This window comes from Bartonella sp. W8167 (genome assembly GCF_016100335.1).
GTDB lineage: Bacteria > Pseudomonadota > Alphaproteobacteria > Rhizobiales > Rhizobiaceae > Bartonella > Bartonella apis.
The window spans coordinates 724,350-738,580 of record NZ_JACFSQ010000001.1 but is presented as its reverse complement, the minus strand read 5'-3'; the positions used below and the strand labels follow the sequence as shown (position 1 = coordinate 738,580).

The 14,231-nt window shown below is 45.0% G+C and carries 9 protein-coding genes; 4 read left to right on the top strand and 5 right to left on the bottom strand.

The window, feature by feature from the left end; translation table 11 throughout:
• The first annotated feature begins 420 nt into the window (after nucleotides 1-420).
• Entirely contained in the window at nucleotides 421-684 is a 264-nt protein-coding gene (locus tag H3V12_RS02960; protein WP_198212692.1) for a zinc-finger domain-containing protein, read from the top strand.
• A 26-nt stretch (nucleotides 685-710) separates the two neighbouring features.
• Nucleotides 711-1,943, top strand: coding sequence for an FAD-binding protein (locus H3V12_RS02955; protein WP_198212690.1), 1,233 nt, complete (start codon nucleotides 711-713; stop codon nucleotides 1,941-1,943).
• A gap of 2 nt (nucleotides 1,944-1,945) precedes the next feature.
• Here H3V12_RS02955 and H3V12_RS02950 read toward each other — a convergent pair whose 3' ends face one another.
• Genes H3V12_RS02950 through H3V12_RS02935 form a run of 4 tightly spaced genes read right to left on the bottom strand, consistent with a single transcriptional unit; the run spans nucleotide 1,946 to nucleotide 6,126 of the window.
• Nucleotides 1,946-2,698: an amino acid ABC transporter ATP-binding protein gene (locus H3V12_RS02950; protein ID WP_198212688.1), complete on the bottom strand. Its 753-nt coding sequence runs from the start codon at nucleotides 2,696-2,698 to the stop codon at nucleotides 1,946-1,948.
• A 10-nt stretch (nucleotides 2,699-2,708) separates the two neighbouring features.
• Entirely contained in the window at nucleotides 2,709-3,869 is a 1,161-nt protein-coding gene (locus tag H3V12_RS02945) for an amino acid ABC transporter permease (protein ID WP_198212686.1), read from the bottom strand.
• A 1-nt stretch (nucleotide 3,870) separates the two neighbouring features.
• Nucleotides 3,871-5,067: an ABC transporter permease subunit gene (locus H3V12_RS02940; protein ID WP_246785129.1), complete on the bottom strand. Its 1,197-nt coding sequence runs from the start codon at nucleotides 5,065-5,067 to the stop codon at nucleotides 3,871-3,873.
• Between the two features lie 27 nt (nucleotides 5,068-5,094).
• Nucleotides 5,095-6,126, bottom strand: coding sequence for an amino acid ABC transporter substrate-binding protein (locus tag H3V12_RS02935; RefSeq protein WP_075870647.1), 1,032 nt, complete (start codon nucleotides 6,124-6,126; stop codon nucleotides 5,095-5,097).
• A gap of 182 nt (nucleotides 6,127-6,308) precedes the next feature.
• On the opposite strand from H3V12_RS02935, the gene metC reads away from it, so the two are divergent.
• On the top strand, nucleotides 6,309-7,478 hold the full coding sequence (gene metC, locus H3V12_RS02930; RefSeq protein ID WP_198212684.1) for a cystathionine beta-lyase: 1,170 nt from the start codon (nucleotides 6,309-6,311) through the stop codon (nucleotides 7,476-7,478).
• A 132-nt stretch (nucleotides 7,479-7,610) separates the two neighbouring features.
• Here the strand turns inward: metC and dnaE are convergent, their stop codons facing one another.
• On the bottom strand, nucleotides 7,611-11,099 hold the full coding sequence (gene dnaE / locus H3V12_RS02925; RefSeq protein ID WP_198212682.1) for a DNA polymerase III subunit alpha: 3,489 nt from the start codon (nucleotides 11,097-11,099) through the stop codon (nucleotides 7,611-7,613).
• Between the two features lie 1,023 nt (nucleotides 11,100-12,122).
• Here dnaE and recG point away from each other — a divergent pair.
• Nucleotides 12,123-14,231 carry an ATP-dependent DNA helicase RecG gene (recG, locus tag H3V12_RS02920; protein WP_198212680.1) on the top strand — a complete coding sequence of 703 codons (2,109 nt, stop codon included), beginning with the start codon at nucleotides 12,123-12,125 and terminating at the stop codon, nucleotides 14,229-14,231.

The following is a 14,231-nucleotide window of genomic DNA, read 5'->3' as shown; positions in this document are numbered from 1 at the left end:
CGATAAGCGTTGCGTGCCGTCGGGCCTGATTTTCTCGCTCGTGGTGAAGATTTGTAGCTACCTGTATTCATATTATCTTCTGCTTACCAAGTTTCCCGCTCTCCCAATACATTTTTATTAATGCAAACGAAATCGCTCTCGATAAATGGTTGGACATGAAGATCGACAATATCTTTTAATAATACGTCGATTAATAGCGCGAATGCGATGCAGCAATATGAGATGGAAAGCATCAAAAACAGATGAAAGACATAATTGCACAACTTTTAGTAGATCAGGTTATGTTAAAGTGATCGAAACGCGCAGACATTTGACACAAAATGTTGGCTATCAGGTATCAATTAGGCTATAGAAAAAGACGTTATCAATGGTAGTGCAATATTGCGCTTTGAAAATTTACTTATGGCATGGAGTTTTGACATGGCTGATCATCACATTCCTCATTTTCAAAATGACGGCGGATATAAAATGATTGAAATCGGCGTGAAGAAGTTCATGTGCGTTGGAGCCAATCCGCCTTTTGACCATCCTCATATATTTATTGATATGGGTGCAGATAACGAGAAGATTTGCTCTTATTGTTCAACGTTGTACCGGTATAACCCATCACTTTCGGAGATGGAAACAAATCCGGCCAATTGCAGTTTTGACCCTGAGCAAAGCGCGATCAAGGTCGCTAGTTAATCAACATTAAAATACGAGGAATAGCTATGGATTGGCAAAAACACGAAAAACCAATCATAGTGGGGGCTGGAATCGCCGGATTAAGCTCGGCGTTAGCATTATCCGATAAGGGTATAAGTAATCTTGTTCTGGAAAGTCGGGATCATCTCGAAGAAGTAGGCGCCGGTATTCAATTGGCGCCGAATGCTACTCGATTGTTAAAAAAATGGGGTGTCCTTGATCGCCTTGTAGAAGTCGGGGTAAAGACGCATTTTCTCGAATTGAGAGATGGACTTTCTGCCAAAACGCGGATGCAGGTTGATCTTCAGGATGTGTCGGAACGCCGCTGGCATGCACCATATATCACGATCCATCGTGCTGATCTTCAAAATGTGCTTTATGAAAAAGCAAAACAAAACTCTCTTATCGATATACGATTTGATGAAAAAGTAATTGCTGTTTCGAAAGAAACACCGGAACTAGCTGAAGTTCACACCGACCATCAGGGCTCGGAACATGGCTTTGTCACACCGCTCATCATCGGATGTGATGGTGTGTGGTCGAAATTGAGACAATTTCCGCCGCTTGACGACCACGCGAGTTTCAGTGGTTATATTGCTTGGCGTGCCACAATCGATGTTGACGCACTTCCCAAGGAATTTATTCGGACTTTTACCGATATAAAAACTGTCGTTGCATGGATGGGACCAAACAATCATCTCGTTGCCTATCCACTGAAAGCAGGCAAATCTTTCAACTTCGTTGCTATTACGCACGGAAACAATCCGGGCGAAATCTGGTCGCGCGAGGGGAATAAAGCAGATCTTTTAAAACATTTTAAAGATTGGCATCCCGCTATAAGAAACATTTTTAATCTCATCGACACATGGACATTTTGGCCGTTATTTCAAATGCTTCCGCAGCGTTTTTCAGATAATGGTTTACGTGTTTTTGTGGGCGACGCTTCGCATGGATTTCTACCTTTTGCAGCACAGGGAGCGGCGATGGCAATCGAGGATTCAGCCGCCCTTTCCGAACTGTTGGCAGACAAGGACATGTACCTTTCTGAAGCCATGAGCCGATATAGCAATATTCGTGCGCCGCGTGTCGCTGCTGTGAACAAGAGAGGCGTATTTAACAGTTTTGTCTATCACGCGACCGGTCCCGTTGCTGTTGCCCGAAATCTGGTTATGAAGATGCGTTCGTCAGAAAGCTTTATGGCAAGCCTTGATTGGCTTTATGGGTATGACGCAGCGCGTGCGGTACATAACCTTAAGTAACATCATAAAATCTGGCTTAAAAATGCCTTTGCTCTTTCATGCACCGGATGATCAAAAAATTCATCCGGTGGTGCTACCTCTAGAATTTGCCCCTCGTCCATAAAAATAACCCTATCGGCAACTTGTCTCGCGAAGCCCATTTCGTGGGTAACGCAGAGCATTGTCATGCCATTCTCGGCAAGATCAATCATCGTATCCAGCACCTCTTTGATCATCTCTGGATCCAATGCTGATGTTGGCTCGTCAAACAACATGACGCGCGGCTCCATACAGAGTGAACGGGCAATTGCAACACGTTGTTGCTGGCCTCCTGAAAGCTGCCCCGGATACTTATGGGCCTGATCGGGAATCTTCACGCGTTCCAGATAATGCATTGCCTGTTCTTCTGCCTTGCGACGGCCAATATGTTTTACCCAGATAGGTGCCAGCACACAGTTTTCGAGTACCGTCAGATGCGGAAACAGATTGAAGTGTTGAAAAACCATGCCGACGTTCCGGCGAATTTTATTCAAGCTCCACATTCCGTGTCTAAGTGGAATGCCTGTTACTGTTATTTCGCCTTCTTCTGCCCGTTCCAAACCATTGATGCATCGTATCAATGTGGATTTTCCAGAACCGGAAGGGCCGGATATAATGATTTTTTCTTTAGGCTTTACTTCGAGTTCGATGTTGCGCAACACATGCAATCCGCCATACCATTTATTGACATGGTGCATTGAGACTTCCAATTGGTCATCAAACTTATCCGAATGCATTTTCAAATATTCATCCTTCCGCACCATTGGTTTTTGGAGAATTCAAGCGTCTCTCTATAAAATGCGCATAACGCGACATGCCAAAACAAAATACCCAGAAAACAATGCCAATAAAGACCATGCCTGTCAGGGGTGTTTGCGGTGTGCTCCATTGGGCTTGCTGGATTGCTTGTCGAACAATTCCCAAAAGATCGAACATGCCGATGATGTAAACAAGACTGGTTTCTTTAAACATACCGATAAGCACATTGATAATGCCCGGTATAACAAGGCTATAGGCTTGTGGTAGAATGACAAGCAACATTGTTTTTAGATATCCGAGGCCGAGTGCTTCCGCGGCTTCGTATTGGCCGCGGGGTATTGCCTGTAAACCGCCACGTACAACTTCTGCAATATAAGCTGACGTAAAGAGGGCAACACCGATCAACGCACGTAGAAATTTATCAAATGTCATGTCCTGAGGCAAAAATAGCGGAAGCATGACACTCGCGATGAACAACACCGCAACAAGCGGTATGCCGCGAACGGTTTCGATAAAAATCATTGATATGAGGTGAACAACCGGCATTCGGGAACGTCGCCCGAGTGCAAGCAAACTGCCCAGAGGAAGGGATATCGTGATGCTACAATAGGCGATTGTCAAAGTGACAAGCAGTCCGCCCCATAATTGGGTTTCAACGAGCGGCAAACCAAAATGCCCGCCAAAAAGAAAAAAATAGCCGATAACCGGAACCACAAACAGAGATATCAGAGCATTGATAATTTTAAATGGGCAAGCCGGAATAAGGAGCGGCAGATTTATCACAATCACAATTAACGCCGTCACGTTAACGCGCCAACGTTCACTGTCAGGATACCGACCATAAATGAATTGCCAAAAATTCGCTTTGACAAACGCCCAACACGCACCGTTCCATCCGTCCGGCATATATCCGCCTTGCGTATTTGTGGTACATGCCTTGCGGTCGCTTCCGCTCCATACGGCGTTGATAATCAGCCAATTAACGAGAGGGATAGCAAAGTATACAATTGCGAGTACGAGCGTGACACTCACCACACAATTTAAAGGGGTGGAGAAGAGATTCTGACGCAACCAATGCCATACCCCCCTCTCAAGCACAGGTGGGGGCGATGGCGGAATAAACTTGGTCTGGACATAACGCTCAATCATTCTAGCGCTCCACCAAGGCCATATGCCGGTTGAACCAGTTCATGAACAACGACACGACGATGCTTAATCCGAGATAGACTTCGATCCAGATAACCGCAAGTTCAACGGATTGCCCGGTTCTTTCCATAATGGTGCTTGAAACCATCATCAGTTCCGAATAACCGACGGCCGCGCCTAGAGATGTATTTTTTACTAGATTCATATATTGACTGGCTAGTGGCGGAATAATAATGCGTAAGGCCAATGGCAAAACGATTAAGCGCATAATCAAACTGTTTGAAAAGCCCAAAGAGGCTCCTGCTTCAAACATGCCTTTATCTACACCTTGAATTCCCGCGCGGATTGTCTCGGCAATCAATGCACCTGTGTAGATTGACAAGGCAAGATAAAGTGACAAAAATTCAGGCGATATGTAATATCCGCCGCTGAAGTTGAAGCCTTTCAAAGTGGGGATTTCCCAGGAATGGGGATAGGCAAAAATAAAAAACAGAACAAGCGGGCACAACAAACCGATTACGGCGCAATGCCACCATTTGACACGTGTACGACCCGTCTCTTTAATCATCCTTTGCGCATAGAGATATAAAAATCCGGCTATTGCTATCAAGATGACCGTGGATACGACGAATAATCTCACATGTTCACCCCAGACGGGACGGGGAAGATAAATTCCTCTTATATTAATTGCGATCGTCCCCCAATGGAGACTTTGTCTTGCTGGAGGCAAAACTTGCATAACGCCGATAGACCAGAAAAACAGAAGAACAAGCGGAGGAATATTCCGGAAAAATTCGACATAGCAAAGCGATAGTTTGGCAATGAGCCAATTATTCGACAACCGCCCTATTCCGATAAAAAGCCCGATTAAGGTAGCTGTTATAAGGCTGATAACAGAGATAAAAACCAGATTGACAAGGCTTGCCAGAATGACCTCGCCGTTTGTGTCATTGTCATCATATTGAATAATACTCGAAGGCTGGTTAAATCCCGCACGTTTATCCAGAAAATCAAAACCGGAAGCGATTCCGGACGCACGCAGGTTGATTATCGTATTATGGGTAATCCAACGAACAAAAAGAAAAAGCGCTATAATAACAAGACATTGAACTGCGAACGATAAAACCGAACGGACGTTGAAAAAGGCAGCCATTTCTGCCTTTAACGAACGTTCAGCGAAACTTATCTTGTGTTCTACCATCGGGAGAAATGCGGCAACAAACAGTTATCAACGAATTGGCAAGCCATATTGCAGGCCACCTTTTGTCCAAAGAGCATTGATGCCACGTGAAATTTTCAACGGCGTATTCTGACCGATATTGCGCTCGAAAATTTCGCCATAATTGCCGGTCGCTTTAATAATTTTTACGACCCAGTCATTATCAAGCCCCAAGTCTTTACCAATAGTATTTCCTTGTTCTACTCCAAGAAGACGGCGGATATCCTGATTGTCGGATTTTAGCATATCATCGACATTGGTTTGCGTAATGCCGAATTCTTCGGCATTCAAGAGTGCATTATGTGTCCAACGTACGACATCAGCCCATTGTGGATCACCCTGTCTAACAGCCGGTCCAAAAGGTTCTTTCGAAATGATTTGAGGTAAAACGACGTGGTCTTCAGGATTCTTTAGTTGCAAACGCAAACCGTAAAGCGAAGACTGGTCAGTTGTATAGACGTCACAACGACCCGCGTCATAGGCCTGATTGACTTCGGTGAATTTGTCAAAAACAACCGGTGTATATTCCATTTTATTGTTGCGGAAATAATCGGCTAGCGTGAGTTCCGTCGAAGTACCGGATTGGACACAAATCGAAGCCCCCGATAATTGAAGAGCCGACGTTACTCCTTCAAGGTTCTTTTTATTGATCATGAAGCCCTGTCCGTCGTAATAATTGACACCGACAAAATCCAAGCCCAATGCTGTTTCCCGATTGATCGTCCAGGTGGTATTGCGGATTAAAACGTCTATTTCACCCGATTGCAGCGCTGTGAAACGCTCTTTGGAGCTTAACGGAACAAATTTGACCTTATCTCCACTTCCGAAGATAGCGGCAGCAACAGCACGACAATAGTCGACATCGAACCCCGTCCAATTACCCTTTTCATCGGGAATGCTGAAGCCGGCCAGTCCGGTACTTACGCCGCACTGCAGATATCCGCGTGCCTTAACGTCATCCAATGTTCCTGCCGATGCAGTAACAGTACCAAACGCTGTAAGCGCAACACCAATCGCGGCGATATAAGTTTTAAAAAACATAAAGTCCTCTCCTGCGTTTGCAAAAACTTGTCCTGACAGCTATCGAAAAGCATTATCCATATCAGGTCAAGCAAATAGCGTGCTATAATAACCGTGAAAAGCAAACAGATTTTGCTTGACCACCGATATATTTTATCAATGCTAAAATATAACGTGGCTTAAAAAATTGGAAAGTACACTCGATGACGTCAAATGATTTTTCTGAAAAGTCTGGTGTAAACACAAAACTTGCTCATTGTGGAAATGATCCGGCCGACTATTTCGGCTTTGTTAATCCACCTGTTGTTCATGCTTCGACTGTATTGTTTCCTGATGCCGAAACACTGAAGAGCGAAAATCAGCGCTATACATACGGGACCCATGGTACGCCGACAACCGATGCTTTGTGCGAAGCGATAAATTCTCTGGAAGGTGCTAAAAAAACCGTATTGGTACCATCCGGCCTTGCGGCCATCACAGTCCCGCTTTTGGGCGTTTTGTCGCAAGGTGATCATGTGTTGATAACTGATTCCGTTTATGGTCCGACGCGTCGTTTTGCAGATAATATGTTAAAAAAAATGGGCGTCGAAGTCGAATATTACGATCCAACAATCGGTGCGGCAATCGAACGTTTGATGAAGCCTCAAACCAAGGCGGTTTTCACCGAATCACCCGGATCAAATACGTTTGAAATTCAGGACATACCGGCGATTTCCTCAGTTGCACACGCACATGGTGCAGTTGTGTTGATGGATAATACGTGGGCAACCCCGCTCAATTTCAAGCCGCTCGATTACGGTGTCGACATTTCAATTACTGCCGGAACGAAATATCCTGCCGGTCATTCCGATATTCTGATCGGTTTCATTTCTGCGAACGACCGGACGAAAAGAATTGTCGAAGATGCACATAAATTCTTGGGAATGAGTGTCTCGGGTGATGACGCCTATAACACGTTACGGTCTATGCGCACGATGGGCATTCGTTTAGCCCATCAAAGCAAAACTGCTTTTGCTTTGGCTCAATGGTTGGAAACCATGCCGCAAGTTGCGGAAGTGCTTCATCCTGCATTGGAAAGCCATAAAGGCCATGAAATATGGAAGCGCGATTTCAAGGGTGCCTCGTCACTATTTTCTATTGTGCTGAAAGGAGGACGCGAAAAAGAAGCCCACGCTTTTTTGAATGCGCTTAAAATTTTCAAACTTGGATATTCATGGGGTGGATATGAAAGTCTGGCTGTCGAAGTCCACCTTGATGATCGTGTTTTCAAACATCAATATTTGGGTTCACTTCTGAGGCTTCAAATCGGCATTGAAGATTTTGATGATCTGAAAGTCGATTTGGAGCAGGCTTTAATCGCAACAAAACTCTGAAGGAAATCTCGAAAAATAATGGAAGCGCAACCTGAGGCAGGCGACAAATTCGCCCACCCTCGTTTATCCCGTGTTTTTTTATTTTAATTTAACGCGTTATCTGTTTTTATTAAACCTGTCTAATAAATAAAACTAGACAAGTTCGACATCAACGACGCCTTGAATGGCTTTCATAGCACCGGCCACCTGTGGTGTTACGCGATATTTGTGCGGGAGCGAAACTTCTATCTCGCGTGCCCCATTATCCTTGATAATAATAAAGCCTACATCTCCGTCACCACCACGTTCGAGGCTACTGCCGATTTCTTCTATCATATCCGCATTACGGACGAATATACGCATTGTTTTATGGATACGTTCTGCTTCATGTTCCAATGACTGGACGGTTTCTATGCGTAAACTGATCCCTTCGGGACGGTTTTCGGCATTGACTGTGATCACGACAGATTGCCCAGGTTCCAGCATGTCTCCATAAGCGCTTAATCCTTCCGAAAAAAGAATTGCTTCGAATTGTCCGGTCGGGTCAGAAAACTGGATAATACCCATTTTCTTTCCCGATTTTGTCTTTCTTACCTGTTTTGCACTGACAGTGCCAGCAAGACGGCCGGCATTAGCCCCTCGCCGCACAGCATTGGAAAAATCAATCCAGCTTTGAACGCGCAGTTTCTGCAAAACATCCTCATATTCATCCAATGGATGAGCCGATAGATAGAAACCGATAGCTTGAAACTCGTGATGAAGCTTTTCAGCCGGTAACCACGGCTTCGCCTGCGGCAATAGAAGCGGTTCTTTTGGTCCGTCGCTCATTCCGAAAATATCGGTTTGACCGCTCCGGTTATCGTCAAGTACGCGCATTGAACGGGCATTGATAACGTCGATTCCTGCAACCAGTACTTCACGAGGAATATGGAAGCAGTCAAACGCACCGGCATGGATAAGACTTTCCATCACCCTTTTATTGACAATACGAGGATCCGTGCGTTCGCAAAAATCTTCAAGATCTTTAAAAGGTTTGTTGCCCCTTCTTTCCACAATATGATTGACTGCCGGATCTCCAACCCCCTTGATTGCAGCAAGCGAATAATAAATGCGATTTTCGCCGACTTCGAACGCACGATAGGATGTCTGGACGGAAGGAGCGACAACCTCAATTCCGAGCCTTTGTGCTTCACGCCGAAAATCATTAAGCTTTTCGGTGTTGCCCATTTCGTAAGTCATGGAAGCCGCTAAAAATTCAACCGGATAATGAGCTTTCAAATAGGCAGTTTGATAAGAAACAAAGGCATAGGCTGCCGCGTGAGATTTATTAAAACCGTAATCGGCAAATTTTGCCAGCAAATCAAAAATTGAATTTGCCTGATTTTTATCAACCCCCCGTTCAACGGCTCCGGCGACGAAATGGACACGCTGACGCTCCATTTCTTCGTGAATTTTCTTACCCATTGCGCGGCGCAAAAGATCAGCTTGTCCAAGTGAATATCCCGCAAGTACCTGAGCAATCTGCATCACCTGTTCCTGATAGATGATAACACCTTGGGTTTCCTTCACGAGATAATCTATTTTCGGGTGAATGGAAGCAATCTCTTCTTCACCGTGCTTACGCGCAATATAGGTCGGAATATTCTCCATAGGTCCCGGTCGATAAAGCGCAACAAGGGCAGTAATATCCTCGATACGGTCAGGCTTCATCCCGATAAGCGCTTTGCGCATACCTGTACTTTCAACCTGAAACACAGCAACTGTTTCACCGCGCGTCAGCATGTCATAAGTCGGTTTGTCATCAAGCGGAATGTGAGAAAGATCGATCTTTATACCCTTACGGGCAACAAAATCGACAGCCGTCTTCAAAACTGTGAGGGTTTTTAACCCCAGAAAGTCGAACTTGACCAGCCCCGCCTTTTCAACAAATTTCATATTGAATTGCGTAACCGGCATGTTCGAGCGCGGATCACGATACATCGGTACCAATTGCCACAACGGCCGGTCACCGATAACAATGCCGGCGGCGTGTGTTGAAGTATGACGATAAAGTCCCTCGAGCTGAAGTGCGATATCAAGCAAGTGCCCCACCAATGGATCTTTTTTCTTTTCTTCCTCGAATTTCGGCTCATCCTTGATGGCTTTTGCAAGCTCCACATTATTTCCGGGAGTTTGCGGCACCAATTTGGAAAGATAGTCTACCTGACGATAAGGCATTTCGAGAACACGGCCGACATCGCGAATAACTGCTCGAGCCTGCAATTTACCGAGTGCAATAATTTGTGCAACTTGTTCACTGCCATATTTTGATTGCACATAATGGATAACTTCTTCGCGTCGATCCTGACAGAAATCCACATCAAAGTCCGGCATAGATACGCGTTCCGGATTGAGGAAACGTTCAAACAGCAATGAAAAACGCAACGGGTCTATATCGGTAATTGTCAAAGCATAAGCAACAAGCGAACCCGCACCTGATCCACGCCCCGGCCCTACAGGAATATCATGCGCCTTTGCCCATTTGATGAAGTCGGAAACGATCAGGAAGTAGCCAGGAAACTGCATTTTGGTAATAATGGATATTTCATATTCCAGCCGTTCTTCATAATCTTTGGGCGTATAGCCTTCCGACGGTCCGGCTGTTTCAAGGCGCATTTTCAGTCCTTCTCTTGCCTGACGTATCATTTCGTCAGCTTCTGCTTTGACGGCTGCTGCAGGATCATCCGATTGACCGGTAAAACGTGGCAAAATCGGCTTTCTCGTGGGCGTATAAGCATGACACCGCATTGCAATTTCAACGGTATTGTCGATTGCCTCCGGAAGATCGGAAAACAGCTTGACCATTTCATCCTGAGACTTCAGATAATGGTCGGGTGTGACACGTCTTCTATCCGGATTGGATACAATTTGTCCTTCTGCAATTGCCAACAACGCATCATGTGCTTCATAGCCGCTTTTATCTTTGAAGAAAGCTTCATTTGTCGCAACAAGGGGAATGCCATATTTATAGGCGAGTTCGACAATTTCCGCTTCTGTTGCGTGATCATAATTGCCGTGCCGCTGTAGCTCCATATATAGTCGATCACCGAATGCTTTTTGCAGACGTTGCAAACGTTCTATGGCGCGATCTTTTTTATCATCAACGATTGAACTATTTATCGGACCGTTCGGTCCACCGGTTAAGGCAATAATGCCGTCACTTAATTCCTCGACCCATTCAATTCTAGCATTTGCGGGGTCAGTCTCGCTTTTATCAAGATAGGCACGGCTTACGAGATGTACCAGATTCTTGTAGCCCGTTTCAGTGGCTGCAAGCAGAACGATTGACGTGAAGTCTGAAGGATTACGCCATTTTGTAACACGCGGGTCGTAACCGACATCTTCAAAATCTATAGCCAATTGACAACCGATAATTGGTTGAATGCCGTCGGCAAAACAATATTGAGTAAATTCCAGTGCACCAAAGAGATTATTTGTATCGGTAATTGCAATAGCAGGAGCGTGGTCATGAAGCGCATATTTTATAACTTCTTTGACCTTTATTGCGCCTTCCAACAATGAATAGGCCGAGTGAATCCTCAAATGGATAAACCGTGGACGTTCGATTTCCTCTTTTTGTTTTTCAGTATTACCGTCAGACACGTTCCGTCTTCCCAATAATTGTTCTCGATTGCTATGACAAAAATATAAGTGATTCTGCTAGACGTTATCATGATCCCTGCACGTCTAAATCACCATTACACTCGGCACCGGATGGCTTTCATAGCTTTCGACGAAAGCCGCAACTCGCAAAATCACATCTTAATTTTAGAACGTTATTAACCAGATTCCTATCGTTGTCACGAACAAACTTACGGAAACAAATGACAACACATCATATAAAATATCGGACATCAGCTTTTCCTTTCTTGTTATGTATTCTTTATGTTCTCGTTTTGTTCTTTTTTCAAGTTATAATTTTCGCCGTACTCGTCATGGTTAATGATTTATTTTCATGAGTGACATTTCTTCCTCAATTTCAGTGCAGGGAAATATCCTAATCAGGACCTAATTGTAATGATTTGGGTTCAAGCACATATCAAATTTAGAAATCATCGAAAGATACGATCTTCCCGGTCTCGCCTAATCCTGAACTGACAAACGAAAAGTTCCGCTAAAGCGGTTTTCGTTTGCATTCATTGCAATGATCAGCCGAACGTTTTGTGCCTTGAAATATCCAGTGCGCGCAAAACCGTAAACGAGTGTTTCAAACTTCCGGAGTGATAAAAACCGGCTCCGATCGGCCCCAAAAATCTTGTCAACAATCAGAATAAATAAAAGTGTTTTTGCATAATCATCAATTAGAATTTATAATTCTCAAAAATTCGGTCGGCAGTGATCCGATTGAAAACTTCGCCTAATAGCTCTCCAAACCGGTTTCATGGTTTAAACTGCTGCAGCACATTTTTGATTGCAAAAATGACCAAACGACCAGTTAATCCGGCATAAGCTGTTTCACATGGATATCAATGATCATGATCTCAAACGCATGAAATTTGTTCGATTGTTCAACTTTTGAAAAATTTAAAAGCTATTGTCGAGACTGCTTTAATATCAAAAGGTTTTAGCAGACGAATCGGATTTTGATACTGGTAAAAATCGTTTCTCGCCGTTAAATTCATAGTCATGCGACCGACATTACTTGACCCATTTTTTGCGACGATAAGAAGCCTTTCCGGCATAGGGCCCAAGGTCGGTTTAACGATATCCAAACTTCTTGATATTGATCCGACACAAGGCGAACCGAGACTTATCGATCTTATCCAGTTAATGCCGTATTCTGTTATCGATCGCAGGCAGCGCCCCGGTGTCGCTTTTGCAATAGATGGTGCTGTGACGACTGCCGAGATAGTCGTTGACTATCATCAGGCGCCCCCAAACAACAATAAACGTCTTCCCTATCGCATATTTGGTCATGACAAGACAGGCGAAATAATTTTGGTGTTCTTTCATGCCCAAGCAAACTGGTTGCAAGGCCAATTGCCTGAAGGCGAAAAAGTTATCGTTTCGGGGAAAGTGGAACGATTTAACGGTCATGTTACCATGGTTCATCCGGATTATATTGTTCCGGCTGGACACAGCGAAAAACTACCACTTATTGAACCTGTTTACCCGCTAACGGCAGGCTTATCAGGAAAAACGCTGGGACGCGCGATAGGCGAAGCACTTAACCGGATCCCCGTGTTACCGGAATGGATTGATCACACAATGATGAGACAATCCGGTTTTCCTTCCTTCGGCGTCGCTTTACGTAGAATTCACCTGCCGGTGGATCCCGCCGATGTCAGTGTCGATAGTTTATCCAGAAAGCGCCTCGCCTATGATGAATTTCTGGCTGGTCAATTAGCGCTTGGGTTGGTACGGCACAAAACCAAGAAATTGGCTGGCAAAGCCAGTCCTCCAAAAGGCACCTACACAAAAAAACTCCTGCACGCCCTGCCCTTCACCTTGACGAAAGGTCAAGAAGTTGCAATTGGCGAAATATCGCGAGACCTTGCTTCCAACGAGGCTATGTTGAGGCTGCTGCAGGGAGATGTGGGATCAGGTAAAACTGTGGTTGCTTTTATGGCAATGGCGCAGATTGCCGAAAATGGCGGTCAATCTGCGCTCATGGCTCCGACTGAGGTTTTGGCACAGCAACATTTTGCAACAATTGCGCCTTTGGCTGAAAAAATAGGCCTAAAAACGGTTTTGCTGACAGGCCGCGAAAAAGGTAAAAGCCGCGAAAAAATTATTGCCGACATCAAAACCGGTAAAACTGCGATTATCATCGGAACGCATGCACTTATTCAGGACAGTGTCGATTATCATAACCTTTCGCTTGCAATTATTGACGAACAGCATCGTTTTGGTGTCCATCAACGTCTTGATCTTTTAGCCAAGGGCATCAGACCCGATATGCTTGTCATGACCGCCACCCCAATTCCACGAACATTGGTCATGACCGCATTCGGCGACATGGATGTTTCACAACTGAAAGAGAAGCCATCGGGTCGAAAACCTGTAACCACAGCTATTTTACCGAAAGAGCGATTGGGCGAGCTTCTCGAACGGGTAAGTGTCGCGCTTAATCGTGGTGACAAGATTTACTGGATATGCCCCTTGGTCGAGGAGTCCGAAAGTCTGGAGCTCACGTCGGTTGAAAAACGATTTGAATTTCTTCATAACCGGTTTGGCAACATTGTCGGAATTGTTCATGGCAAAATGGCTCCCACTGAAAAAGATCAGGCAATGCAGGATTTCAAGCAAGGCAAAACGCGTTTGCTTGTTGCCACTACCGTTGTCGAAGTAGGTGTGGATGTCCCCGACGCATCAATCATGATTATCGAGCATGCCGAGCGCTTCGGCCTTTCCCAGCTTCACCAGTTACGTGGAAGAGTAGGAAGAGGTGACAAACAATCATCTTGTATTTTACTCTATAAGGCACCGATTGGCAAAATTGCCGAGGCAAGACTGAATGTCATGCGTGAAACGCAAGACGGTTTTCGTATAGCTGAAGAAGATTTGCGACTTCGTGGCGAAGGTGAAGTATTGGGAACCCGACAATCCGGAGTTCCCGAATTTCATATGGCGGATCTTGAGGCGCACAGCGATTTGTTGGCAATTGCCAGAAAGGATGCGCGCCTCATTCTGGAAAAAGACCCGCAACTTGTTTCGGAACGTGGTCAGGCATTACGACTGTTGCTTTATCTTTTCCGTCAAGACGGGGCAATAAAATTACTGCGAGCCGGTTAA